Source organism: Pseudomonas taeanensis MS-3 (genome assembly GCF_000498575.2).
GTDB lineage: Bacteria > Pseudomonadota > Gammaproteobacteria > Pseudomonadales > Pseudomonadaceae > Aquipseudomonas > Aquipseudomonas taeanensis.
In genome coordinates, this window is sequence record NZ_AWSQ01000001.1 from 1,370,857 (window position 1) to 1,394,415 (window position 23,559).

At 63.6% G+C, this 23,559-nt stretch carries 23 protein-coding genes; 4 read left to right on the forward strand and 19 right to left on the reverse strand.

All coding sequences use genetic code 11. From position 1 onward, the window contains the following. Positions 1-74 precede the first annotated feature (74 nt). The gene (locus tag TMS3_RS05920; protein ID WP_025164335.1) at positions 75-341 is read left to right on the forward strand and encodes a DksA/TraR family C4-type zinc finger protein; all 267 of its coding nucleotides are present in this window, start codon (positions 75-77) and stop codon (positions 339-341) included. Positions 342-503: 162 nt separating this feature from the next. Here TMS3_RS05920 and TMS3_RS05925 read toward each other — a convergent pair whose 3' ends face one another. Beyond that, positions 504-839 carry a hypothetical protein gene (locus TMS3_RS05925; RefSeq protein ID WP_025164336.1) on the reverse strand — a complete coding sequence of 112 codons (336 nt, stop codon included), beginning with the start codon at positions 837-839 and terminating at the stop codon, positions 504-506. Between the two features lie 250 nt (positions 840-1,089). On the opposite strand from TMS3_RS05925, the gene TMS3_RS05930 reads away from it, so the two are divergent. Beyond that, complete coding sequence (locus TMS3_RS05930; RefSeq protein WP_025164337.1) at positions 1,090-1,536, forward strand: hemerythrin domain-containing protein; 447 nt, start codon at positions 1,090-1,092, stop codon at positions 1,534-1,536. A gap of 123 nt (positions 1,537-1,659) precedes the next feature. Here the strand turns inward: TMS3_RS05930 and ureC are convergent, their stop codons facing one another. The 12 genes from ureC to TMS3_RS05990 form a co-directional block, all read right to left on the reverse strand. Continuing rightward, entirely contained in the window at positions 1,660-3,360 is a 1,701-nt protein-coding gene (gene ureC / locus TMS3_RS05935) for an urease subunit alpha (RefSeq protein WP_025164338.1), read from the reverse strand. Positions 3,361-3,484: 124 nt separating this feature from the next. After that, on the reverse strand, positions 3,485-3,790 hold the full coding sequence (locus TMS3_RS05940) for an urease subunit beta (protein WP_025164339.1): 306 nt from the start codon (positions 3,788-3,790) through the stop codon (positions 3,485-3,487). Further along, positions 3,787-4,323, reverse strand: a complete 537-nt coding sequence (locus TMS3_RS05945) for a GNAT family N-acetyltransferase (RefSeq protein WP_025164340.1) — start codon at positions 4,321-4,323, stop codon at positions 3,787-3,789. Before TMS3_RS05945 ends, TMS3_RS05940 begins: the two co-directional genes overlap by 4 nt. Before the next feature lie 16 nt (positions 4,324-4,339). Beyond that, a complete protein-coding gene (locus tag TMS3_RS05950) occupies positions 4,340-4,858 on the reverse strand; it encodes a GNAT family N-acetyltransferase (protein ID WP_029866146.1) in 519 nt (172 codons plus the stop codon). Between the two features lie 2 nt (positions 4,859-4,860). Next, positions 4,861-5,163, reverse strand: coding sequence for an urease subunit gamma (gene ureA / locus TMS3_RS05955; RefSeq protein WP_025164342.1), 303 nt, complete (start codon positions 5,161-5,163; stop codon positions 4,861-4,863). Continuing rightward, on the reverse strand, positions 5,163-6,008 hold the full coding sequence (locus tag TMS3_RS05960) for an urease accessory protein UreD (protein ID WP_025164343.1): 846 nt from the start codon (positions 6,006-6,008) through the stop codon (positions 5,163-5,165). Before TMS3_RS05960 ends, ureA begins: the two co-directional genes overlap by 1 nt. Positions 6,009-6,218: 210 nt before the next feature. Beyond that, positions 6,219-6,917 (reverse strand): urea ABC transporter ATP-binding subunit UrtE, encoded by a 699-nt coding sequence (urtE, locus tag TMS3_RS05965; RefSeq protein WP_025164344.1) that lies wholly within the window; start codon positions 6,915-6,917, stop codon positions 6,219-6,221. Between the two features lie 137 nt (positions 6,918-7,054). Further along, positions 7,055-7,906: an urea ABC transporter ATP-binding protein UrtD gene (gene urtD, locus TMS3_RS05970; protein ID WP_025164345.1), complete on the reverse strand. Its 852-nt coding sequence runs from the start codon at positions 7,904-7,906 to the stop codon at positions 7,055-7,057. Next, positions 7,903-9,000 carry an urea ABC transporter permease subunit UrtC gene (gene urtC, locus TMS3_RS05975; protein ID WP_407691604.1) on the reverse strand — a complete coding sequence of 366 codons (1,098 nt, stop codon included), beginning with the start codon at positions 8,998-9,000 and terminating at the stop codon, positions 7,903-7,905. Before urtC ends, urtD begins: the two co-directional genes overlap by 4 nt. A gap of 5 nt (positions 9,001-9,005) precedes the next feature. Beyond that, the gene (urtB, locus tag TMS3_RS05980) at positions 9,006-10,577 is read right to left on the reverse strand and encodes an urea ABC transporter permease subunit UrtB (RefSeq protein WP_025164347.1); all 1,572 of its coding nucleotides are present in this window, start codon (positions 10,575-10,577) and stop codon (positions 9,006-9,008) included. A 147-nt stretch (positions 10,578-10,724) separates the two neighbouring features. Continuing rightward, positions 10,725-11,993: an urea ABC transporter substrate-binding protein gene (urtA, locus tag TMS3_RS05985; RefSeq protein WP_025164348.1), complete on the reverse strand. Its 1,269-nt coding sequence runs from the start codon at positions 11,991-11,993 to the stop codon at positions 10,725-10,727. Between the two features lie 358 nt (positions 11,994-12,351). Beyond that, positions 12,352-12,948 carry a MarC family protein gene (locus TMS3_RS05990; RefSeq protein WP_025164349.1) on the reverse strand — a complete coding sequence of 199 codons (597 nt, stop codon included), beginning with the start codon at positions 12,946-12,948 and terminating at the stop codon, positions 12,352-12,354. Between the two features lie 240 nt (positions 12,949-13,188). Here TMS3_RS05990 and TMS3_RS05995 point away from each other — a divergent pair, with 240 nt between their 5' ends. Further along, positions 13,189-13,458, forward strand: coding sequence for a ubiquitin family protein (locus tag TMS3_RS05995; protein ID WP_025164350.1), 270 nt, complete (start codon positions 13,189-13,191; stop codon positions 13,456-13,458). A 17-nt stretch (positions 13,459-13,475) separates the two neighbouring features. Continuing rightward, the gene (locus TMS3_RS06000) at positions 13,476-14,552 is read left to right on the forward strand and encodes a WD40/YVTN/BNR-like repeat-containing protein (RefSeq protein WP_025164351.1); all 1,077 of its coding nucleotides are present in this window, start codon (positions 13,476-13,478) and stop codon (positions 14,550-14,552) included. 6 nt (positions 14,553-14,558) lie between these two features. Here the strand turns inward: TMS3_RS06000 and TMS3_RS06005 are convergent, their stop codons facing one another. The 6 genes from TMS3_RS06005 to TMS3_RS06030 all read right to left on the reverse strand — a co-directional run bounded on the left by TMS3_RS06005 (position 14,559) and on the right by TMS3_RS06030 (position 23,557). Continuing rightward, a complete protein-coding gene (locus tag TMS3_RS06005; RefSeq protein WP_025164352.1) occupies positions 14,559-17,339 on the reverse strand; it encodes a hybrid sensor histidine kinase/response regulator in 2,781 nt (926 codons plus the stop codon). Positions 17,340-17,440: 101 nt separating this feature from the next. After that, the gene (gene purD, locus TMS3_RS06010) at positions 17,441-18,730 is read right to left on the reverse strand and encodes a phosphoribosylamine--glycine ligase (protein WP_025164353.1); all 1,290 of its coding nucleotides are present in this window, start codon (positions 18,728-18,730) and stop codon (positions 17,441-17,443) included. Positions 18,731-18,992: 262 nt separating this feature from the next. Further along, positions 18,993-20,600: a bifunctional phosphoribosylaminoimidazolecarboxamide formyltransferase/IMP cyclohydrolase gene (gene purH, locus TMS3_RS06015; protein WP_025164354.1), complete on the reverse strand. Its 1,608-nt coding sequence runs from the start codon at positions 20,598-20,600 to the stop codon at positions 18,993-18,995. 77 nt (positions 20,601-20,677) lie between these two features. Continuing rightward, positions 20,678-20,998: a DNA-binding transcriptional regulator Fis gene (gene fis / locus TMS3_RS06020; protein WP_025164355.1), complete on the reverse strand. Its 321-nt coding sequence runs from the start codon at positions 20,996-20,998 to the stop codon at positions 20,678-20,680. Beyond that, complete coding sequence (gene dusB, locus TMS3_RS06025; protein ID WP_025164356.1) at positions 20,995-21,993, reverse strand: tRNA dihydrouridine synthase DusB; 999 nt, start codon at positions 21,991-21,993, stop codon at positions 20,995-20,997. Before dusB ends, fis begins: the two co-directional genes overlap by 4 nt. A gap of 181 nt (positions 21,994-22,174) precedes the next feature. Next, entirely contained in the window at positions 22,175-23,557 is a 1,383-nt protein-coding gene (locus tag TMS3_RS06030) for a DUF3426 domain-containing protein (protein WP_025164357.1), read from the reverse strand. Between the last annotated feature and the right edge of the window lie 2 nt (positions 23,558-23,559).

Genomic DNA, 23,559 nt, shown 5'->3' on the forward strand with positions numbered 1-23,559 from the left:
ACGCGTCCAGCTTGCAAAAAGAGCCTCGACGGCCCATATCTATCGCTATTCAGCGAGCGACGATGGAGGTCGAAATGGCCGGTGGTTGGGCAAGTGACGGTGCGGTGCAAGACCAGATCGACAGCAGCATCGAGGACGCCATCCAGCGCGCCCGTAGCCAGCTGCCGAGCGGCGAGAGCCTGACTCACTGCGAGGAGTGCGATGCGCCGATACCTCTGGCGCGCCGTGAAGCGATCAAAGGCGTGCGCTTGTGCGTAGCCTGTCAATCCGAACTGGATAAACAGCAGAAGGCGGGCGGCGGTTACAACCGGCGAGGCAGCAAGGATAGCCAGTTGCGCTGAGCGAGAAGCTGGGTTTCCACCATCCACAAGAGCCTTCGACTACTTCGCCACGCAACCCTGAACGGATTGCGGCGGTGACTGAACGTGAGGGCGGAGCTGCGATATCTCGGTTTGCTGCAAGGCTGCCAGACCGACTGTTTGGAGACGGTCTGGCAAGACCGCTTACTGAACGCTGTTCAGCTTCACCACGTCGCCGGAAACCGTGGTGGTGTAACCGGTCAGGACCCATGCCCAGAACCAGTTTTCCTGAACCTGAGTATTGATCAGCGCATCGCCGCCCTTGGCCTTGATGGCTGCGTTTTGTGCACGGACGAAGCGGTTGTTCTGCTGAATAGGGATCACGCCGAACAACAACAGGCCGGTAGCGCTGGCCTGGCTGTGGCCGACTACGGTGTATTGCTCGTTGTCCAGATTCTGGGTTTTCATCGGGGTACCCGTGCAGCCGGTGATGGCCAGGGCGAACAACAGGGTAGCGATGACTTTGCTAGCGTATTTCAAAGGTATTACTCCATAGGGTGCGATCCTGAGCGTCATTTCTCAGGGGGCAGCAATGTAACGGCTGCGATTTCAAAATGGAATCATTGCGCTGAAAACCTGCAGGCTGGCTGGGCTCTCTTGATATTCGACAGGTAGTCATTGACCTCTGCGACCTGTGTCTTCTCGTTCGATTCATCCAAGTGGGGCACTTCGCCGGTCCGAGCGGGTCACATCACTCACAACGTTTCTTGCCAAGGAAGAGGTTTATTCCATGACTATTTTTGAAGCCTTGCGCTTAAGCCACGAGACGCAGCGTGAGCTGTCGACAAAACTGATCGATACCAGTGGCGATACCTCAGAGCGTCAAGCGCTGTTTACTCTGCTGAAGTCGGAGTTGGCGGCGCACTCGGTTGCCGAAGAGCGGAATTTCTATATTCCGTTGATGCAGGACGACCTCGGCGTGGACCTGTCGCGCCATGCGATTGCCGAGCACCATGAAATGGACGAGATGATTGAAGAGCTCGAGGAAACCGAGCTCAGCAGCCCGAGCTGGCTGGCTCAAGCCAAGAAGTTGTCGGAAAAGGTGCATCACCATCTGCAGGAAGAGGAACAGAAATTCTTTCAGATGGCCGGCAAGCTGTTGAGCGATACGCAGAAAGAGCAATTATCCGGCGCCTACCTGCGCGACTATGAGTCACTTAAGCAAGCCGACGCTTAAGGGCTAATGCGTCTGCCCAGCCGCCTTTGTTTTACAGGGCTTGGCCAATCTGCACGCCTCCACGCTCTGTGTGAAAGCCTGCGCAGGCTGCTGGTGCGTGAAGCGCAGCAACGAACTGTCGCATCAGAACAGAAAATAGCGCTGCGCCAGCGGCAGCACCTCGGCAGGCTCACACCACAGTAGTTGGCCATCGGCCTTGACCTGATAGTTCTGCGGGTCGACCTCGATATTGGGCAGGTAGTCGTTGTGGATCAGGTCGCTTTTCTGCACCGCGCGGCAACCTTTGACCACGCCGATTTGCTTCTTCAAACCCAGCTGTTCGGGAATGCCGGCGTCCAGCGCCGCCTGGCTGATGAAGGTCAGGCTGCTGGCGTGCAGCGAGCCGCCGTAGCTGGCGAACATCGGCCGATAATGCACCGGCTGCGGCGTGGGAATCGAGGCGTTGGCGTCGCCCATCAGGCTGGCGGCAATCGATCCCCCTTTCAGAATCAGACTCGGCTTGACCCCGAAGAAGGCTGGACGCCAGAGCACCAGATCGGCCCATTTACCCACCTCGATCGAGCCCACCTCATGGCTGATGCCGTGGGTGATCGCCGGGTTGATGGTGTACTTGGCGATGTAGCGTTTGGCGCGGAAGTTGTCATTGCCGGCACCGTCCTCGGGCAGGGCGCCGCGTTGCTGCTTCATCTTGTCGGCGGTCTGCCAGGTGCGGGTAATCACCTCGCCAACGCGACCCATGGCCTGGCTGTCGGAGCTGATCATGGAGAAGGCGCCGAGGTCATGCAGGATGTCTTCGGCGGCGATGGTCTCGCGGCGGATGCGGCTCTCGGCGAAGGCCACGTCCTCGGCGATACTCGGGTCCAGGTGATGGCAGACCATCAGCATGTCCAGGTGTTCGTCGATGGTGTTTCGGGTGAACGGCCGGGTCGGGTTGGTCGAGCTGGGCAGCACGTTGGCGAAGCCACAGGCTTTGATGATGTCTGGCGCATGACCGCCGCCGGCGCCCTCGGTGTGATAGGTGTGGATGGTGCGGCCCTTGAAGGCGGCCAGGGTGGTTTCGACGAAGCCGGATTCGTTGAGGGTGTCGGTGTGGATCGCCACCTGCACGTCGTACTGGTCGGCCACGTTCAGGCAGTTGTCGATAGCGGCCGGGGTGGTGCCCCAGTCTTCGTGCAGTTTCAAGCCAATCGCCCCGGCCTTGACCTGCTCGATCAGCGGTTCCGGCAGCGAGGCGTTGCCCTTGCCGGTAAAGCCCAGGTTCATCGGGAAGGCGTCGGCGGCCTGCAGCATGCGCATCATGTGCCAGGGGCCGGGGGTGCAGGTGGTGGCGTTGGTGCCGGTGGCTGGACCGGTGCCGCCGCCGATCATGGTGGTCACCCCGCTCATCAACGCTTCTTCAATCTGCTGCGGGCAGATGAAGTGGATATGGCTGTCGATGCCGCCCGCGGTGAGGATCATGCCCTCGCCGGCGATCACCTCGGTGCCGGCGCCTATGGCGATGCTCACGTCGGGCTGGATATCCGGGTTGCCGGCCTTGCCGATGGCGGCGATGCGCCCGTCCTTGAGGCCGACATCGGCCTTGACCACGCCCCAGTGATCGAGGATCAGCGCGTTGCTGATCAGGGTATCGACCACCTCCGCCGCGCACAGCTGGCTCTGGCCCATGCCGTCGCGAATCACCTTGCCGCCGCCGAATTTCACTTCCTCACCGTAGGTGGTGAAATCCTGCTCCACCTCGATCCACAGTTCGGTGTCGGCCAGGCGCACCCTGTCGCCGACGGTGGGGCCGAACATGTCGGCATAGGCTTGGCGGGATATTTTCATCGGCACTCCTCGAATTTGATCCTTCCCATGCTCTGCGTGGGAATGCGGCTGGCGACGCTCTGCGTCGCAGGGACGCGGCGCGCCCCGTCATGGGTTCCCTCGCGGAGCATGGGAACCAGCGGCGTTACAGATTGCCCATCACGCGCCCAGCGAAGCCGAACACCCGGCGCTGACCGGCGAGGTCGACCAGTTCGACTTCGCGGCTCTGCCCCGGTTCGAAGCGCACGGCAGTGCCAGCGGGAATATTCAGGCGCATGCCACGGCTACTCGCCCGGTCGAAGCTCAGGGCATCGTTGGTCTCGAAGAAATGAAAGTGCGAGCCGATCTGGATCGGTCGGTCGCCGCTGTTGGCAACCGTGAGGGTCAGGGTGCGCCGTCCGGCGTTGAGCTCGATCTCACCGGGCTGGATCTGGTATTCGCCGGGAATCATACGCTCGCTCCGTGCAGGCTCTTGAAGTAGATGGCGGTCGAGTGATAGTCGTCGTTCGGGCCGCTGGTGTAGTCCGGGATCTCGCCCACCCGCGTGTAGCCCTGCGCGCGGTAGAACGCCTCCGCCGGGGCGCCGGCCTGGATATCGAGATGCAGCAGGCCGCGTTGGTGTTGGCGCGCCCCTTGTTCCAGGGCGGTCATCAGCTGCTGACCGAGGCCGTGGCGTTGTGCCTGTTGCTGCACCAGCAATTTCTGCACTTGCGCACGATGGCGACCGTCGAGCTTCTGGCACAGCGCCAATTGCACGCTGGCCTGCACCTGTTCGTCCCTGACCACCACCCAGAGCAACAGGTTGCCCTGCTCAACGTCGCTGAGCACCTCGTCGAAATAGCTCCGTGCTTGCGCGGCATCCAGGTCGGCCTTGAACCCTAAAGACCAGCCCTGGCCCACGGCATCGAGCAGCAGTTCGATCAAGCCGGGGCGGTAATGGGCGAAGCTTTCGGCGGTGACGCGACGCAGTTGGGCAGTGTTCATGGTGATGTCACTCCGTTCAGGCGATTGGCGGCTCCGCGCCCGGATTGAGGGTCAGTTGCATAAGGGTCAGGTCGAGCCAGTGGCCGAACTTGCAGCCGACCTGGGGCATCTGCCCGCTGATGATGAAGCCCAGGCGTTCGTGCAGGCGGATCGACGCGGCGTTACCGCTTTCGATGGCGGCGACCATCATGTGCAACCCGGCGGCTTGCGCTCGTTCGATCAGCGCTTGCATCAGCAGTGGACCGAGGCCCTGGCCGCGTTGGTCGCTGCGCACATACACCGAATGCTCGACCGTGTGGCGAAAGCCCTCGATGCTTCGCCAGGTGCCGTAGCTGGCATAGCCCAATACTTCGCCTGCGGCGTTACGTGCTACCAGCACCGGGAAGCCGGCGGCGTTGCGCTCGGCCAGCCAGGCTTGGCGGTTGGCCAGGTTGACCAGGGTTTCGTTCCAGATCGCCGTGGTGTTGAGCACGGCATCGTTATAGATCACCAGGATGCCGGGCAGGTCGGCTGGGGTCGCGTCTTGAATAGTCATGTTCAGGCTATCGGTTGGTGGACGGTGACCAGCTTGGTGCCGTCGGGGAAAGTGGCCTCGACCTGGATCTCCGGGATCATCTCCGCGATGCCGTCCATCACCTGCTCGCGGCTCAGCAATGTCGTGCCGTAGTGCATCAATGCCGCTACCGTCTGGCCGTCGCGGGCGCCCTCGAGCAGGGCCGCGGAGATATAGGCCATGGCCTCCGGGTAGTTGAGCTTCACCCCGCGGGCGAGGCGGCGTTCGGCGACCAGACCAGCGGTGAAGATCAGCAGTTTGTCTTTCTCGCGGGGGGTGAGGTCCATCAGGTACTCCAAATTCGTGGGGGTAGCGCGGTGCGCCCGAGCAGGGCGGGGCGCAGCAGGCGCCACAGCTCGATCAACCAGGCGCGCGCGTGCAGGGCTTCAGTGGCCAGACAGCGAGCCACCAGCAGGCCGGGCAGTTGGCTCAGGTCGCCGCGTACCTGACCTTGCACAGCAGCAGGCAGTTCGCGGCAACGCTGCAGCAGTTCGTGGTCGATTTCGCCGCTGAACAGCAGGGTGGCGAACACCGGCTGGCCATTCAGGCCGATCGGCGAGTCGAGCAGACCATCGTCTCCGGTTATCCGCTGGCGTTCGTGCCAGAGCAGCTGGCCGTCGCGGCGGATATTCAGCTGCGCCTGAAAGTGGCCCTGGTCGAAGCGTTCGCCACTGGCTGGGCGGCCGAGGGCGACCATGTCCCAGTAGCACAGGCGCGCATCGCCGAGCAGCTGGATCTCGGTGTGCAGCTCAGCCTGGGCGCCGCAGTAGACGATGGTCTCCTGCGGCAGCCACTCCAGGGTGGCGCCGGCTTCGACGCGCAGCGTCAGTTGCTGATGGGCCGGACCGGCGGCACGGTACCACTTGGCGGCGCCAGGGCTGGTCAATTGCGCCCAGGCGTGCTCGCCGACTGTCGCGCTGATCTCCAGGCGGTCGCCGCCGGCGATGCCGCCCGGTGGGTGCACGATGATGTGCTGACAGACTTCGGGGCCTTCGCCGTAGAGGTGCTTCTGCACCCGCAACGGGCCCTGGTGGCGGCGCAGCACCGGGCGCGTGCTGTCACCGCAGCGGGCATAGGCGAGCTCTAGCTCGGCATGCCAGCTGGGGGTGAACAGGGCGGCAGGTGCGTTCATGGGCGGTCCGGAATCAGCGTCATGGCTGGGACAGAGCAATTGCCGTGCCTCTTGCGCCAGGGCAGTGCGCGTGCTCGCGGCGGCAGAGGTTTGCTGTCGTATGCGGCGGGTGCAAGCACCTCAGGCTTTGCTCGGTTTTGGTGCGAGGCAGCGTGCGCTTGGCTTGGTTTGCCTGCTGCTGGTGCGGGGGGGGCACCCATCCTGCATCTATCAGATGGCCACCAGCCCGCGCACCCCATCGACGTGCATGCTGTCACCACGGCCCTGCTGGATGATCTCGCCGCGGCTCATCACCAGGTACTGGTCGGCCAGCTCGGCGGCGAAGTCGTAGAACTGTTCGACCAGCAGGATGGCCATGTCGCCACGCTGGGCGAGCTGCTTGATAACCGCACCGATCTCCTTGATCACCGAGGGCTGGATGCCTTCGGTGGGCTCGTCGAGGATCAGCAGTTGCGGGTTGCTGGCCAAGGCGCGGCCGATGGCCAGCTGTTGTTGCTGGCCGCCGGACAGGTCGCCACCGCGGCGCTGTTGCATCTCCTGCAGCACCGGGAACAGCTCGTAGATAAACGTCGGCACCTGCTTGGCCTGTTGGGCGCTGAAGCGCGACAGTCCCATCAACAGGTTTTCCTCCACCGTCAGCCGCGGGAAAATCTCCCGCCCTTGCGGCACGTAGGCGATGCCGCTGTGCACGCGCTGGTGTGGTTTGAAATGGCCGATGCTCTGGCCTTGCCATTTAATTGCGCCCTGCTTGGCCGGAATTAGGCCCATCAGGCATTTCAGCAGGGTGGTCTTGCCCACCCCGTTGCGCCCAAGCAGGCAGGTGACTTCGCCGACCTTGGCGTCGAACGACAGGCCACGGAGGATATGGCTGCCGCCGTAGTACTGGTGGAGCTGTTCAACTTGCAGCATGGTTCTGTCCTTGTAGAGCGGGCCCTGATCGTTCCCACGCTCTGCGTGGGCATGCATCTGGCGGCGCTCTGCGTTGCTGGGACGCAGAGCGTCCCGGTAGGGGTTGCCACGCCGGAGCGTGGCAACCATCAGCGTAATCAGCGGCCCAGGTAGACTTCGATCACCCGCTCGTTGGTCTGCACCTCTTCCAGCGCGCCTTCGGCCAGCACGCTGCCCTGGTGCAAGACCGTGACGTGGTCGGCGATGCTGCCGACGAAGCCCATGTCGTGTTCCACCACCATCAGCGAGTGCCGGCGTGCCAGCGACTTGAACAGCTCGGCGGTGAACTCGGTTTCGGCGTCGGTCATGCCCGCCACCGGCTCGTCGAGCAGCAGTAGTTGCGGGTCCTGCATCAGCAGCATGCCGATCTCCAGAAACTGCTTCTGGCCATGCGAGAGCAGGCCGGCCTGACGATTGCGCGCGGCCTCCAGCTTGATGGTGTGCAGCACCTCGTCGATGCGTTCCTTCTGCGCGCTGCTCAGTGTGGCGCGCAGGCTGGCCCACACCGATTTGTTGGTCTTCTGCGCCAGTTCGAGGTTCTCGAACACCGTCAGCGCCTCGAACACCGTGGGCTTCTGGAACTTGCGGCCGATGCCGGACTGGGCGATTTCGACTTCGCTCATCTGCGTCAGGTCGAGGGTTTCGCCGAAGTAGGCGACGCCGCTGTCGGGGCGGGTCTTGCCGGTGATCACGTCCATCAGGGTGGTCTTGCCGGCGCCATTGGGGCCGATGATGCAACGCAGCTCGCCAACGCCGATATACAGGTTGAGGTTGTTCAGCGCCTTGAAGCCGTCGAAGCTGACGTTGATGTCTTCCAGGGTCAGGATGGTGCCGTGACGCACATTGAGGCCCTGGACGGCGGCCTGACTGGCGCCAATGGCGTCGCGGGCGCTGCCGGCTGGGTCGAAGGCGGGTTCCAGCATCAAGTCAGGGGTTGGCGTGGCTCTCATTGCGCCTTCCTTTTAAGTAGGCCGATCACGCCCGCCGGCAGCAGCAGGGTGACCAGGATGAACAGCAAGCCGAGGGCGAACAGCCAGTACTCCGGGAAGGCCACGGTGAACCAGCTCTTCATGCCGTTGACCAGGCCAGCACCGAGTAGCGGGCCGATCAGGGTGCCGCGTCCGCCGAGGGCGACCCAGATGGCGGCTTCGATGGAGTTGGTCGGCGACATCTCGCTGGGGTTGATGATGCCCACCTGCGGCACATAGAGCGCCCCGGCGAGGCCACAGAGCACCGCGCTCAAGACCCAGATGAACAGCTTGTAACCGCGCGGATCGTAGCCACAGAACATCAGGCGGTTCTCTGCGTCGCGCAGCGCGGTGAGTACGCGACCGAATTTGCTGCGCGCCAGTTTCCAGCCCAGGTACAGGCTGCCGAGCAGTAGCGTGACGGTGGCGAGGAACAACACGGCGCGGGTGCCCTGAGCGGTGATGTCGAAGCCGAGGATGCGCTTGAAGTCGGTGAAGCCGTTGTTGCCGCCGAAACCGGTTTCGTTGCGAAAGAACAGCAGCATGGCGGCGAACGTCAGCGCCTGGGTCATGATCGAGAAGTACACGCCCTTGATTCGTGAGCGGAAGGCGAAGAAGCCAAACACCAAGGCCAGCAGACCGGGCGCCAGCACCACCAGGCACAGGGTCCAGAGGAAGCTCTGGGTGCCGCTCCAGTACCAGGGCAGTTGGCTCCAGGAGAGGAACTGCATGAAGGCCGGCAGGCCCTCGCCGGCGCTCTGGCGCATCAGGTACATGCCCATGGCGTAGCCGCCGAGGGCGAAGAACAGGCCGTGGCCGAGCGACAGCAGGCCGGCGTAACCCCAGACCAGATCCAGGGCCAGGGCGACGATGGCATAGCAGAGGATCTTGCCGACCAGGGTCAGGGTATAGGCCGACACCTGCCAGCTGTTGTCTGCCGGCAGCAGGTGCAACAGCGGCAGGGCCAGCAGCACGGCGAGCGCGATCAGGCCGAGGCCGAGCGACAGTTGCGGGCCGAGCCTGGCGCTGGCGCGCGCCAGCAGGGTCTTGTTCAGAGGCGTGGGATTGAGGGGCATAGTCATCAGTCGATCACCCGTCCTTTCAGTGCGAATAGACCTTGCGGGCGTTTCTGAATGAACAGAATGATCAGCGCGAGGATGAGGATCTTGCCCAGCACGGCGCCGATCTGCGGCTCGAGGATCTTGTTGGCGATGCCCAGGCCGAAGGCCGCCATCACGCTGCCGGCCAACTGACCGACGCCACCGAGCACCACCACCAGGAAGGAGTCGATGATGTAGCTCTGGCCGAGATCCGGGCCGACGTTGCCGATCTGACTCAGGGCCACGCCGCCGAGGCCGGCGATACCCGAGCCGAGACCGAAGGCGAGCATGTCCACCCGTCCGGTCGGCACCCCGCAGCAGGCCGCCATGTTGCGGTTCTGGGTGACCGCACGGACATTCAGACCGAGGCGGGTCTTGTTCAGCAACAGCCAGGTCAAGGCCACCACGAACAGGGCGAAGCCGATGATCACGATGCGGTTGTAAGGCAGCACCAGGTTGGGCAGTACCTGAATGCCGCCGGACAGCCAGTAAGGGTTGGCCACCTCGACGTTCTGCGCACCGAACAGCATGCGCACCAGTTGGATCAGCATCAGGCTGATGCCCCAGGTGGCCAGCAGGGTTTCCAGCGGTCGGCCATACAGGTGGCGGATCACCGTGCGCTCCAGGGCCATACCGATGGCGGCGGTGACGAAGAAGGCCACCGGCAGCGCCAGCAATGGGTACAGCGCCAGGTAGTCCGGTGCCAGGCGCTGCAGGCCGAGCTGCACCAGGTAGGTGGCGTAGGCGCCGAGCATCAACATCTCGCCATGGGCCATGTTGATCACCCCGAGCAGGCCGAAGGTGATCGCCAGACCGAGCGCGGCGAGCAACAGGATCGAGCCCAGGCTCATGCCGCTGAAGGCCTGGCCGAGCAGTTCGCCGAGCAACAGGCGGCGTTTGACCTGGGCCAGGCTGGTTTCGGCGGCGGTGCGCACCCCTGCATCGGGTTCCACGTCGGGCGCGAGCAGGGTTTCCAGGCGGGTGCGGGCCAGCGGTTGGCCGGTCTCGCCGAGCAGGCGCACTGCCGCCAGACGCACCGCCGGGTCCTTGTCGACCAGTTGCAGGTTGGCCAGGGCCAGGCTCAGCGCCTCGCGCACTGCCTCATCCTGCTCGTCGGCGACGCGCGCGTTGAGCAGGGCCAGCTGGGCCGGCTTGGCTTTTTTCTGCAGCAGTTGCGCAGCCGTCAAGCGCAGGGCCGGATCATCGGCGAGCAGCTGGTGGCTGGCCAGGGCCGTGGCGATCAGGCCGCGCAGGCGGTTATTCAGGCGTAGTTTGCGCGGGCTGCCGATGGGCTCGGCGTCGCCTTCGACGGCCTGGTAGGCACCGGCGCTCTCGATGAATGGGGTCTTGTTGCGGTCGGCGACCACCCGGCCCTGGTGCAAGGCCTCGAGCAGTGGCAGACGTGCGGCATCGGGCGTGGCGGCCCAGCGTTCCAGCAGCTTGGCTTGTTGGCTGGAGCTGGCCGCGGCGAAATCGCTGGCGTCGCCGGCCTGGCTGGTGAGCGGCAGCGACAACGCCAGAAACAGGAGAAAGCGGTACAGGGCAGTGGGCATAGGTAGGTCCTAAGTATCCCGATCGTGGTGCGGGACGCCGTAGGAGCGAGCTTGCTCGCGATCGCGGTCGATCAGCATGACCGCGTCGAGATGATAGTCAGCAAGCTGACTCCTACAGGATTGCGTCAGGGGCGAGCCCCCGTCAGATCAGTTGCTCTTCACCGCGTAGTCCGGCTTCTGCTCGTTGCCCTCGATGTACGGGCTCCACGGCTGGGCGCGGAGCGGACTGTCGGTGGCCCAGACCACGTCGAACTGACCGTCTTCCTGGACTTCACCGATCATCACCGGCTTGTGCAGGTGGTGGTTGGTCGCATCCATGGTCAGGGTGAAGCCGCTCGGCGCGGCAAAGGTCTGCCCGGCCATGGCCTCGCGGACCTTGTCGACCTCGGTGGTGCCGGCCTTTTCGACCGCCTGGGCCCACATGTTGATGCCGACGTAGGTGGCTTCCATCGGGTCGTTGGTCACGGCCTTATCGGCGCCCGGCAGGCCCTTGGCCTTGGCATAGGCCTTCCACTTGGCGACGAACGTGCTGTTGACCGGGCTGTCCACCGACTGGAAGTAGTTCCAGGCGGCGAGTTGGCCGACCAGGGGCTTGGTGTCGATACCGCGCAATTCTTCCTCGCCGACCGAGAAGGCCACCACCGGCACGTCGGTGGCGTCGATGCCCTGGTTGGCCAGTTCCTTGTAGAACGGCACGTTGGAGTCGCCATTGACCGTGGAGATCACCGCGGTCTTGCCGCCGGCGGAGAACTTCTTGATATCGGCGACGATGGTTTGATAGTCGCTGTGACCGAAGGGGGTATAGACCTCTTCGATGTCCTGGTCGGCCACGCCCTTGCTGTGCAGGAAGGACCGCAGGATCTTGTTGGTGGTGCGCGGGTAGACGTAGTCGGTGCCGAGCAGGAAGTAGCGCTTGGCGGCGCCGCCGTCCTCGCTCATCAGGTACTCGACCGCCGGGATGGCCTGCTGATTCGGTGCAGCGCCGGTGTAGAACACGTTCGGCGAGAGCTCTTCACCTTCGTACTGCACCGGGTAGAACAGCAGGCCGTTGAGTTCTTCATAGACCGGCAGCACCGACTTGCGCGACACGCTGGTCCAGCAACCGAAGGTCACCGCTACCTTGTCCTGGGTCAGCAACTGGCGGCCTTTCTCGGCGAACAGCGGCCAGTTGGATGCGGGGTCGACCACCACCGGCTCCAGCTGTTTACCGAGCACGCCGCCCTTGGCGTTGATCTCGTCGATGGTCATCAGCGCCATGTCTTTCAGCGAAGTTTCCGAGATGGCCATGGTGCCGGATAGCGAGTGCAGCACGCCGACCTTGATGGTTTCGGCGGCCTGCAGGCTGAACGGGAACAAGCCGCTGACGATCAGCGCGCTGGCGGCGAGTGAGGATTTCAGAAAGGGACGGCGTTTCATCGATAGGGCTCCATGCGCAACTGTTGGGTGGGACCTAGGAGCCTGTTGGGCTTAACCGTTCGTAGCGAGGGGAAGTCGGGTGAGGCAGTTTTGCTGCTTTTCCGCGGCGAATAGCCGGTTATTCAATGAGGGAAAGCAGCAAAAATGACCAAGTCCGGTTTTTCCGCAGTAGAACAGCGTTAAGTCCGACAGGCTCCTGGAGGTCGCCAGTCCAGTGGCAGCATCCGTGCCAAGCGGCGCAAAGCCTCGAGCTAGAAGGGTTCGCCGGGTTTTTCGGCGGGCTTGCGCAGAGCCCGCCTGCGCGGCTTTGGTGCGGATGTGTCGCTGCAGGCGGTCGATAGGCCTGCTCTGCACCGCTTCAGAGCGCGAGGTAGTTCTTCACCCCGGTGAAGATGATCTGTGCCGCCAGGGCGCAGACGAACAGGCCCATCAAGCGGCTGACGATCTGCAGCCCCTGGTCACCGAGCAGGCGTTCGAACTGGTTGGACAGGTACAGCACCACGCCGACGGTGAGGCTGGCCAGGGCGATGCCGACCACCGCCAGCAGTTTGTCGTCCCAGTGTGGCTGGCCAGCGCCCATCAACAGCAGCGCCCCGATGGTGCCGGGGCCGACCGTCAGCGGGATAGTCAGCGGCACTATGGTCACGTCCTGCTGCACGTTGTCGGTTTGCACCGCCGACTTGCCCTGAGCCATGCCCAGCGCCGAGATAAACAACACGCTGCCGGCGCCGATACGGAAGGCGTCGATGGTGATACCGAACAGGGTGAAGATGTGCCTGCCGAACAGGTACAACAGCAGGCTGGCGATCAGTACGCCGACCGCGACCTTCCAGGCCAGGCGCTTGCGCTCCTTGACCGTGTAACCGCGGCTCAGGCCGATAAAACAGGACAACACGAAGAACGGGCTGTAGAGCACCAGCAACTTCAAATACAGACTGAACAGCTCGGACGCCATGGGAGACTCATCTCAGAAAAAGTTGGGCTGAGTGTAGGTGCAGGCCTGGCATGTGCGTCGTGGCTGCTCCTGGGTGGACGCGCATGATCCGGGATTGTCGGGCCGATCGCCAGTGTCTGCGCCGCAAAAGCAGCGACCAGTGGCGCGACCGCTGGGCGGGAGAGACGAGCTCACTGGGCGAGATCGTCTATACCTGTTGCGCTAACGCTTGTTTACCTTCGGTGCCAGTCAGGAGCGGCGATGGCGCGCATCAGTTTCACCCCCAACCTGCAACGCCACCTCGATGTGGCAGCGCTCCGGGTCAGCGGCACCACGGTCGAGGCGGTGCTGCTGGAGGTCTTCGCGGTCAACCCACGGCTGCGCAGCTACCTGCTGGACGATCAGGGGCGACTGCGCCAGCACGTGCTGATCTTCGTCGACGCCGAGCAGATAGTCGACCGCCAACGACTGAGCGACAGGGTCACCGCCAACAGTGACATCTACGTGGTGCAGGCGCTTGCCGGCGGCTGAGAAACCAGGAGATGACTATGTCCGAGTTACTTTATGTGGCGACGCGCAAGGGCTTGCTGAGCTTTACCCAGGGCCAGGGGGGCTGGCACATCGCGCGTACGGATTTTCTCGGTGAGCCGGTGAGCATGGTCTTGCTCGATCGGCGTGATGGTTACCTATATGCCGCCCTGCATCTGGGGCATTTCGGGCCCAAGCTGTGGCGCTCGGCGGATGCCGGGCAGAACTGGCAAGAGATCGTGGCGCCGGCCTTCGTCGCCGAGCCAGGCACAGAGGGGCCCACGGTGGAGATGATCTGGTCGCTGGAAAGCGGCGGCGTGGATCAGCCGGGCACGCTCTGGGCCGGAACCCTGCCCGGTGCCTTGTTCCGCTCGCGCGATCACGGCGACTCTTGGGAGTTGATCGACGCGCTCTGGCAGCGCCCGGAACGGGCGCAGTGGTTCGGCGGCGGTTATCCGCAGCCCGGCATTCACTCGATCTGCGTCGACCCGCGCGCCAGTGAACGGCTCAGCGTGGCGGTGTCCTGTGGCGGCGTATGGTACAGCGAGGATGACGGGGCGAGCTGGGCCTGCCGGGCCGAAGGGATGCGCGCGGCCTATATGCCACCTGAGCTGCAAGGCGCCCCAGAGATTCAGGACCCGCATCGCATGGTGGCCTGCCCGGCGCAGCCCGACACCCTGTGGGTGCAGCACCATAACGGAATTTTCCTCTCGACCGATGGCGCCGTGCACTGGCAGGAAATTCACGACGTCGCGCCTTCGAGCTTTGGTTTCGCCGTCGCGGTGCACCCCGTGGAGCCGGGAACCGCCTGGTTCGTGCCGGCGGTCAAGGATGAGTGTCGGGTACCGGTGGGCCAGCGTCTGGTGGTGACCCGCACCCGCGATGCGGGGCGTAGTTTCGAGACGCTGAGCCGGGGGCTGCCGCAGACCGACTGCTTCGACCTGGTCTATCGGCACGGACTGGCGATCGACACGAGCGGGCAATGCCTGGCGATGGGCTCGACCACCGGCCACCTGTGGCTGTCGGATGACCAGGGTGACAACTGGCAGGCGGTGGCCGGCAATCTGCCGCCGATCTACGCGTTGCGTTTTGCCTAGCGACGATCAGGACGGCATGACATGGCGCTGACGCTGGCTTTCTCGCTGGGCGACCCAGTATTCGATCAGTTCACGCAACTGCGACAACTCCACCGGTTTGGCCATGTGGCCGTCCATGCCCACCTGCCGCGCGCGCTCCTTGTGTTCGCTGAGAATATGCGCGGTCAGGGCCACCACCGGGGTACGCTCGCGCCGTTCGACGGTTTCCCATGTGCGTAGCTGTTCGGTGGCGGAGAAACCATCGAGCACCGGCATCTCGCAGTCCATCAGCACCAGGTCATAGTGCTGTTCCTTCATCGCCGTGAGCGCCTCTTCGCCGTTGCTGGCCGTGTCCGGTTTCAGGTTGAGCTTGCCGAGCATGCCGCGGATCACCTTGGTCGAGATGGTGTTGTCTTCGGCGACCAGGATGCGGAAGTCGCTCGGCACGCTCAGGGGGGCGTTGACTGCAGCTGGGGTGAACAGCGGTGACGAACCATCGCCGCTTTGCGCCAGTTCGTCGGCCAGGGTGGCTTTCAGGGTGTAGCCGGCTACCGGTTTGGCGAGGATGCGTTTGATCCCGGCGTTGCGCGCGATGATCTTGCTCGGCGCGTTGCTGATACCGGTCAGCATGATCAGCAGGATGTCGTGGTTGAGGTTGGGGTCTTCCTTGATCTTCGCCGCCAGCTGCATGCCGGTCATGCCGGGCATCTCCTGGTCGAGCAGGACCACATCGAAGTATTCGCGCAGGTTTGCCTTGGTGCGCAGCAGCGCCAGGGCTTCCTTCCCAGAGGGCACGGCACTGACGTTCAGACCCCAGGCTGCGCATTGTTGCACCAGTACTTTGCGGCAGGTGTCATTGTCATCGACCACCAGCAGGCGTGCGCCTTGCAGGGGGCCGTCGAGGTCGGCGGTCGGTTGCTCCAGGCGCTGGCTGTCCAGCGGCAGGCTCAGCCACAGGGTCGAGCCTTGATTGCCGCCACTCTGGATGCCGAACTCACCGTCCATCAGGCGCACTAGCTGGCGGGCAATGATCAGGCCGAGGCGGCCACCGAGCTTGGTCGCAGCGAGAAAGTCCTTGCTGTGCAGTTCGGTATTGAGCAGGGCATCGCGCTCGCTGGCGTGCAGCGGCTGACCGCTGTCCTGCACGGCAATGCGCAGACGTGGTTTGCCGCTGCTGGTGTCGAGGGCGGCGACCAGGAGGATCTCACCTTCGTCGGTCTGCTTGAAGGCGTTGTCCAGCAGGCTCAGCAAGGTCTGGCGCAAGCGCGTCGGGTCGCCGCTGATTACGCGTGGGACTTGCGGTTGCATGAAGCTGATCAGTTCGATTTTCTGTTGTTCGGCCTTGGCGCGGAAGATGTCCAGGCAGTCTTCGATCAGCGCGTTCAGGTCGAATTGCACGTCGTCCAGCTCGATTTGCCCGGACTCCAGCTTGGAAATGTCGAGGATCTCGTTGATCAGGGTCAGCAGTTCGTTGCCGGAGCTGTGGATGGTCTGCACGTAATCGCGCTGCTTGGCCGACAGCGGGGTGCCGAGCAGCAACTCGGTCATGCCCAAAACGCCGTTCATCGGCGTGCGGATTTCATGGCTGATCTTGGCCAGGAACTCTGCCTTGGCCTTCAGCTCCGCGGAGCTGGCGGCCAAGGCGCTGCTGGTGCTGTGCTGATCCTGGACGATGTGTCGCTGGCGTTCGCTCGCGGCCATGCTGAGGACAAAGCCGCTGGCTACGATGACGGCCAGCAGGCCATAGGCCAGCCAGTCGGATGGCGCCGACCAGTAACCGAACAGTATCGGTAGGGCGCCGACAAAGGCCGCGCAAAACAGCAGCAGCGCCACACTGAACAGGCGTGCCGGCCGATAGCCATGGTGCCAGTGGTACAGCGCCACGAGCAGAATGCTCAGCCCGGTCACGGCGGTGAGCCCGTAGACCATCTGGTTGAACTGCAGGTTGGTGGCGATCAGCAGTACCAGGCACAACAGGCCAATCAGCGCGAACTCGACGACCAGCAGCCGGGTCAGCGGTGTCTCGGGACAGACCTTGTGGAAGAAACTGGCGGTAAAGCCCAGGGCGCACAACATGGCCAGCAGCATCGAGAAGTTGGCGATCTGCGGCTGCCAGGGCAGCCAATCACCGAGCCAGGGTGAGCTGATGCCCAGCAGGCTGAGCGTCGCCAGTAGCTGGCAGGTTTGGGTCGCCGCCAGCCACAGACTGCTGCTGGCACGGCTGTAGGCGAAGCGCACGAGGTTGTAGATCGCTAGCATGCCGAGGGCGCCGAGCAGCAGGCCGAACAGCAGTGGCCGGTCATCGTCGGCGGCCATGGCGTTGGCGCTTTGCAGGCTGATGGTCGGGCGCAGCGCGTGCTCCGAAGCGAGCCGCAGATAGATATCCAGCGGTACGTCGGCTTGCGGCAGCGGCAAGAGCAGGTCGCGACTGGCCAGCGGCCGGCTGGAGAAGGGCAGACCGTTACCGGTGCGGGTATGAGCGAGCAGTTCATCGCCCTGCAACACGTACAGGTCGAGGTAAGTCAGGTAGGGGGCGAATACCCGCAGTAACTGCGGTTGCGTGCGTGCCGGTAAGCGGTGATGCAGCCAGAGGGTGGTATCGCCGCCGGAGGTATACAGCTGGGTCAGTTCGCTGGCGCCGAATTGTGCTTGGTAGCGGGGGGAACGGATGTCGTCCAGTTGCAGGGTGCTGCCGGCCTCGCTGAATTGCGACCATAGCTCGGCGTAAGCCCTTTGTGCCGGCAGTACAAAGAGCGCCGCGAGCACAAGGCAGAGAAACAATCCATTGGCAGTCCTGAGCCAGCGCACTATGAATTCCCTTCGCAAGTAAGTGGCCCGATTATAGCCAAGCTGTTATGCAGCGGAATATGACAAAGGCGGTCAAATGACCGCCCGTCGGCTACTGCCGCTTAATCGTCGCCGCGCTCGCGGGCAATCGCACGATAGCCGATGTCCTTGCGGTAGAAACAGCCATTCCAGTTGATCTTTTCGGCGAGCTGGTAGGCCTGTTGCTGAGCCACTCCGACGCTCTCGCCGAGGGCCGTGGCGCACAGCACGCGGCCGCCGGAGGTGACCACCTGGCCGTCCTTGAGCGCCGTGCCGGCGTGAAACACCTTGCCTTGCGGACTGACGGCGGCGTCCAGACCATGGATCGCATCGCCCTTGGCGTAGTCGGCCGGGTAGCCACCGGCGGCCAGAACCACGCCGAGGCTCGGGCGCGGGTCCCACTGCGCTTCAATCTTGTTCAGGGCCTGGGCCAGGGCGGCCTCGACCAGCAGGATCAGGCTTGACTGCAAGCGCAGCATGATCGGCTGGGTTTCCGGGTCGCCGAAACGGCAGTTGAACTCGATGACTTTCGGCATACCAGCCTTGTCGATCATCAGGCCGGCGTAGAGGAAGCCGGTGTAGACATTGCCTTCGGCGGCCATGCCCTTGACCGTCGGCCAGATCACCTGATCCATCACCCGCTGGTGCACCTCTGGGGTGACCACCGGTGCCGGAGAGTAGGCGCCCATGCCACCGGTATTCGGGCCGCTGTCGCCGTCGCCGACGCGCTTGTGGTCCTGGCTGGTGGCCATCGGCAGCACGTTGTGGCCGTCGACCATGACGATGAAGCTGGCTTCCTCGCCGTCGAGAAACTCCTCGATCACCACCCGCGAGCCCGCATCGCCGAAGGCGTTACCGGCGAGCATGTCGCGCACCGCGTCTTCGGCTTCGGCCAGAGTCATGGCAACTATCACGCCCTTGCCGGCGGCCAGGCCGTCGGCCTTGATCACGATTGGCGCACCCTTCTCACGCAGGTAGGCCAGCGCCGGCTCGATCTCGGTGAAGTTCTGGTAATCGGCGGTGGGAATCTGGTGGCGGGCGAGGAAGTCCTTGGTGAAGGCCTTGGAACCTTCCAGCTGAGCCGCGCCGGCGGTGGGGCCGAAGCAGTCCAGGCCGCGGGAACGGAACAGATCGACCACACCCGCCACCAGCGGCGCTTCCGGGCCGACGATGGTCAGTTGCACGTTCTGCTCGGCGAAGTCGGCCAGTTGCTCCAGAGCCAGCACGTCGATGGCGACGTTCTCGCACTTGGCTTCGATGGCGGTGCCGGCATTGCCCGGGGCGACGAAGACCTTCTCGACGCGCGGGTCCTGGGCGACTTTCCAGGCCAGGGCGTGTTCGCGACCGCCGCTGCCGATGATCAATACGTTCATGAAACTCTCCTAACCGTAGCCCGGAGCAGGTCCGGGGCTTCGAATATGACGGTCCCGGATTGCATCCGGGCTACGGGATTGCTGGGTATCGCTGCGCTCAACCCAACCTACGAATCAAAAAACTGGCGACCCCTATCGAGGTCGCGATCAAGCCGGTAGATGCAAGGCGCCCGGGGTTTCGACAAGCGCAGTTGCCTGATGGCAATGAGCATTGGCGCAACCCTGGGCAACGCAGCAGGTGCCGGCTTCAGCGCGGCCGGAATCAATGCCTAAAGTGGCGCATAGAGGTGAAGACCATGGCAATCCCCGCTTCGTCGGCCGCGGCGATCACTTCATTGTCGCGCATCGAGCCGCCCGGCTGGATCACCGCGGTGATGCCATTCGCCGCGGCGTTATCCAGGCCGTCACGGAACGGGAAGAAGGCGTCCGACGCCATGACCGAACCGGCTACCTGCAGACCGGCGTGCTCGGCCTTGATCGCGGCGATGCGGGCGGAGTTGACGCGGCTCATCTGGCCGGCGCCGACACCGACGGTCTGGCGGTTCTTGGCGTAGACGATGGCGTTGGATTTGACGAACTTGGCCACTTTCCAGGCGAAGATCAGGTCATGAATTTCCTGCTCGCTCGGCGCGCGCTGGGTGACGATCTTCAGGTCTTCGGCCTTGATCATGGCGATGTCGCGGCTCTGTACCAGCAGGCCGCCGTTGACCCGCTTGAAGTCCCAGCCCGCCGCACGTTCGGCCGGCCATTCGCCACACTCGAGCAGACGTACGTTGGCCTTGGCGGCGACGACTTCGCGCGCCGCGGCGCTGATTTTCGGGGCAATGATCACTTCGACGAACTGACGCTCGACGATCGCTTTAGCGGTTTCGCCGTCCAGTTCGCGGTTGAAGGCGATGATGCCGCCGAATGCCGACTCGGTGTCGGTGGCGTAGGCCAGTTCGTAGGCCTGGCGGATGCCGCCTTCGGCGTCGGTGGCCACGGCCACGCCGCAGGGGTTGGCGTGCTTGACGATGACGCAGGCCGGTTTGACGAAGCTCTTCACGCATTCCAGGGCGGCATCGGTGTCGGCGACGTTGTTGAATGACAGCTCCTTGCCTTGCAGTTGCACGGCGCTGGAGATGCTGGCTTCGCCTTTCTTGGCTTCAACGTAGAAGGCCGCGCTCTGGTGCGGGTTCTCGCCGTAGCGCATTTCCTGGGCCTTGACGAACTGGCTGTTGAAGGTGCGCGGAAAGCTGCCGCGTGCTTCGGTGCTGAGGGTCGTGGCGGCCTGGTCGATGGTGCCCAGGTAGTTGGCGATCATGCCGTCGTAGGCGGCGGTGTGCTCGAAGGCCTTGAGCGCCAGGTCGAAACGCTGGGCGTAGGTCAGGCCGCCGGCCTTGAGACCGTCGAGGATGGCGGCGTAGTCGCTGGTATTGACCACGATGGCCACGTCTTTGTGGTTCTTCGCCGCGCTACGGACCATGGTCGGCCCGCCAATGTCGATGTTCTCGATGGCGTCGGCCAGGTCGCAGTCAGGCTTGGCCACCGTGGCTTCGAACGGGTAGAGGTTGACCGCAACCAGATCGATCGGCTGGATACCGTGCTGCGCCATGACTTCGCCGTCGATCGCGCGACGACCGAGGATGCCGCCGTGGATCTTCGGGTGCAGGGTCTTCACCCGGCCGTCCATCATTTCCGGGAAGCCGGTGTAGTCGGCCACTTCGACCGCGGCCACACCGTTGTCCTTGAGCAGCTTGTAAGTGCCACCGGTGGAGAGGATTTCCACGCCGAGGGCAGACAGTTCACGGGCAAATTCGAGGATGCCGGTCTTGTCGGAAACGCTGATCAGCGCGCGGCGAACGGGGAGGCGGGTGGTCTGGTCGGTCATTTCAGAGTCCATCAGAGCAGGGAAATCAACAAAAAAGGCGGCGCTGGATGAGGCCGCCCTCTTTGGGGGAATACGGGTTAGAGCAGATCGTACTGCTTGAGTTTCTTGCGCAGGGTGCCGCGATTCAGGCCGAGCAACTCGGAGGCCTTGGTCTGGTTGCCCTTGACGTAATTCATCACGGTTTCCAGCAGTGGCGCCTCCACTTCGGTGAGCACCAGGTTGTACACGTCGGTGACATCTGCGCCCTCAAGATGGGCGAAATAGTTATGCAGCGCTTTCTCGACACTGCCGCGCAGGGTTTGCCCTTCTTCGCTCGGTGCATTGAGGTGCTGTTTCAAGCTGGTGTTGTCACTCACGGGAGCCATTTCACTCTCTAAAGTCTCGGTCAACATCGTCATGCGGCCACCCCTTCTCCATCGTTATGCCGTTCGCCGAAAAACTCGCGAACGTTGGCGCACTGCGCGTCCGTACTGTCCAGACGATTGAACTGGGCGCGAAACTCCCTGGCGCCCGGCAGGGTTGCGAGATACCAGCCGACATGCTTGCGGGCGATACGTACGCCCATCACGTCGCCGTAGAAGGCGTGCAGTGCGGCCAGGTGCTCAAGCAGGATGCATTCCACTTCAAGCAGGCTCGGTGCCGGGAGTTTTTCCCCGGTACGCAGGTAATGCTCGATTTCACGAAAAATCCATGGGCGCCCCTGGGCGGCCCGTCCAATCAACAAGGCGTCGGCGCCGGTAGCGGCGAGCACGGCCTTGGCTTTTTCCGGCGAGTCGATGTCGCCATTGGCGAACACCGGAATTGACACCGCCTGCTTGATCGCGGCGATGCTGTCGTACTCGGCGTCACCGGTGTACAGGTCGGCACGGGTGCGGCCATGCACCGCCAGCGCGACGATGCCCGCTTGTTCGGCGATCTTTGCCACCTCAATGCCGTTCTTGTTCTGTCTATCCCAGCCGGTGCGAATTTTCAGGGTCACCGGCACATCGACCGCGGCGACCACCGCCTGCAAGATCTCGCGCACCAGCGGCTCGTCCTTCAGCAGGGCGGAGCCGGCGGCCTTGTTGCAGACCTTCTTCGCCGGACAGCCCATGTTGATGTCGATGATCTGCGCGCCCAATTCGACATTGCGTTGCGCCGCCTCGGCGAGCATCTGTGGGTCGCCGCCGGCGATCTGCACCGAACGTGGCTCGGGATCGCCCTCATGGGGCAGGCGCAGGCTCGACTTGCGGGTGTTCCACAGGCGTACGTCACTGGTGATCATCTCCGACACCACCAGGCCTGCGCCCAAGCGGCGACAGAGCTGGCGGAACGGCCCGTCGGTGACCCCGGCCATGGGCGCGAGAATCAGCGAGTTGGGTAATGTATAGGGGCCGATGCGTAGCGCCGACATAGGGCTTCCCTGCTCAAGAGACCTGCTGTTGAGGCGAATAGGAGAGTGCAAAAAAGGCTGGGAATGATACCCGCTCTAGGTGAACGGTTAAAGGTTGTTTTGAACAAAATCTGAACAGCTGCGGGTTTATAGCGAAGTGTTCTCTTGACCGGGGATTGCCAGGCAGGCCGCCGTGTGCAGGCTATTCCGGTGAATGGAAACTGAGGCTGTAGTTCACGGCGTGGGTGCCGGGGTCGAGGATGTCCAGGGACACGTGAATCGGTGTTTGCGGTGGCATTTCCGTCTGTCCGGCCAGCTCGCCGGCGAGGTACTCACTGGGTTTGAAGCGGCGGCTGGCGAGTAATTGACCGTTGATATCGGCAAAGCGCATTTCCAGCAAGGGGAAGGGCTGGGTGAAGGGCGCACGGTTGTAGAGGATTGCATCGACCACCAGGGCGCCGCTGAACTCCGGGTGGCTGCGCACCACCAGATTGCTGCTCTTGATCTGGCTGATGTCAACCTTGGACGGTAGCTGGCAGCCAATGCTCGGGCAGAGTTGTTCGAACCAGGGGCGGTATTGATCCTGGCGCGCCAGTTCGTCGAAGTGATAGTTCAGGTACTGGCCGCTCAGGGCGATGACGCCGAGCAAATTGAGCAGGCCCCAGCCGAGCCAGCGGCCCCAGGACTTGCGCGGTCGTTGCCAGTCCAGTTGCAGCGGTTCGTCATCCAGCTCGTACAGGTGATCGTCGCGCAGGCCAGGCTCATTGCGCGCGGCCCTGCTGCTCGACTGCTCCGGGATAAGGTCGGCCTCAGTCTCGTTCGCTTCGTCCAGGGCATCCCGTTCGGCGTCTGTTTCGCTGATATGCTCATCGCGCTCGGCGCTCAAGTGCAGCTCGTGCCCGGGTTGCGGGTCATCGTCCTCATGGTGATCGTTCAGGTCGAGCACCGGTTCGTGGCGCGAGCGCTTGCCGGTTGACGTTGATGTGCTTGGCGATAGTGGTGGGAGCGTTTCCTTATGCGGGGTGAACACCGCGGCAGGCGGAAGGCTTGAGGGGGGGCTGCTCAGTGGGGGCGCAGGTAGGTCATCGCGCAGCAGGGCTTCGGCCCATTGCTCGTCAGGCTCCTCATGTTCCGCGTCTGCTGGAGCGGGAAAGCTTTTGGTTTGGTTGGCGGTGCGCTCGAGGTCGAGGAACTGTTGCGACAGTTGCTGCTCCTGCTCCTCCAGCTTGGCCAGCTCTTCGTCTAGATCGAGGCCCTCGAGGTCCAGGTCGTCGTGAATCCACAGCGTGTCGTCGCTGTGCTGCGCTGGCGAGTGGCTCGTCCTTACTGGTTGGGGCGGTTCGGCGGAGTGTGCTGCGACCGGGCTGCTGAGTACCTCGTTGTTCGGCGAGGCGGGGGCAGGTGCTGCTATGGGTTGGGCTGCAGCGGGCAAATTGTGGCCTTGCTCCAGCAGTTGCCGCGCCGCATTGAACACGTGCAAGCAGGCCCCGCAGCGCACGGCTCCATGGGCTGCGGCCAGCTGTGCGGGGTTGACCCGAAAGCTGGTGCGGCAATGGGGGCACTGGGTGACGAAGCTTTCGATCATGC

What these genes read in the sequence shown, in the direction of transcription:
- TMS3_RS05950 (WP_029866146.1), bottom strand. Translation starts at nt 4,858, where the DNA reads ATGACTATTCAAGACGCGACCCCAGCCGACCTGCCCGGCATCCTGGTG.
- urtE (WP_025164344.1), bottom strand. Translation starts at nt 6,917, where the DNA reads ATGCTGCAAGTTGAACAGCTCCACCAGTACTACGGCGGCAGCCATATC.
- urtD (WP_025164345.1), bottom strand. Translation starts at nt 7,906, where the DNA reads ATGAGAGCCACGCCAACCCCTGACTTGATGCTGGAACCCGCCTTCGAC.
- dusB (WP_025164356.1), bottom strand. Translation starts at nt 21,993, where the DNA reads ATGTCGGCGCTACGCATCGGCCCCTATACATTACCCAACTCGCTGATT.
- urtA (WP_025164348.1), bottom strand. Translation starts at nt 11,993, where the DNA reads ATGAAACGCCGTCCCTTTCTGAAATCCTCACTCGCCGCCAGCGCGCTG.
- TMS3_RS06000 (WP_025164351.1), top strand. Translation starts at nt 13,476, where the DNA reads ATGTCCGAGTTACTTTATGTGGCGACGCGCAAGGGCTTGCTGAGCTTT.
- TMS3_RS05995 (WP_025164350.1), top strand. Translation starts at nt 13,189, where the DNA reads ATGGCGCGCATCAGTTTCACCCCCAACCTGCAACGCCACCTCGATGTG.
- TMS3_RS05960 (WP_025164343.1), bottom strand. Translation starts at nt 6,008, where the DNA reads ATGAACGCACCTGCCGCCCTGTTCACCCCCAGCTGGCATGCCGAGCTA.
- purD (WP_025164353.1), bottom strand. Translation starts at nt 18,730, where the DNA reads ATGAACGTATTGATCATCGGCAGCGGCGGTCGCGAACACGCCCTGGCC.
- urtC (WP_407691604.1), bottom strand. Translation starts at nt 9,000, where the DNA reads ATGCCCCTCAATCCCACGCCTCTGAACAAGACCCTGCTGGCGCGCGCC.
- ureA (WP_025164342.1), bottom strand. Translation starts at nt 5,163, where the DNA reads ATGGACCTCACCCCCCGCGAGAAAGACAAACTGCTGATCTTCACCGCT.
- TMS3_RS06030 (WP_025164357.1), bottom strand. Translation starts at nt 23,557, where the DNA reads ATGATCGAAAGCTTCGTCACCCAGTGCCCCCATTGCCGCACCAGCTTT.
- ureC (WP_025164338.1), bottom strand. Translation starts at nt 3,360, where the DNA reads ATGAAAATATCCCGCCAAGCCTATGCCGACATGTTCGGCCCCACCGTC.
- TMS3_RS05990 (WP_025164349.1), bottom strand. Translation starts at nt 12,948, where the DNA reads ATGGCGTCCGAGCTGTTCAGTCTGTATTTGAAGTTGCTGGTGCTCTAC.
- purH (WP_025164354.1), bottom strand. Translation starts at nt 20,600, where the DNA reads ATGACCGACCAGACCACCCGCCTCCCCGTTCGCCGCGCGCTGATCAGC.
- TMS3_RS05920 (WP_025164335.1), top strand. Translation starts at nt 75, where the DNA reads ATGGCCGGTGGTTGGGCAAGTGACGGTGCGGTGCAAGACCAGATCGAC.
- TMS3_RS05945 (WP_025164340.1), bottom strand. Translation starts at nt 4,323, where the DNA reads ATGAACACTGCCCAACTGCGTCGCGTCACCGCCGAAAGCTTCGCCCAT.
- urtB (WP_025164347.1), bottom strand. Translation starts at nt 10,577, where the DNA reads ATGCCCACTGCCCTGTACCGCTTTCTCCTGTTTCTGGCGTTGTCGCTG.
- fis (WP_025164355.1), bottom strand. Translation starts at nt 20,998, where the DNA reads ATGACGATGTTGACCGAGACTTTAGAGAGTGAAATGGCTCCCGTGAGT.
- TMS3_RS05930 (WP_025164337.1), top strand. Translation starts at nt 1,090, where the DNA reads ATGACTATTTTTGAAGCCTTGCGCTTAAGCCACGAGACGCAGCGTGAG.
- TMS3_RS05940 (WP_025164339.1), bottom strand. Translation starts at nt 3,790, where the DNA reads ATGATTCCCGGCGAATACCAGATCCAGCCCGGTGAGATCGAGCTCAAC.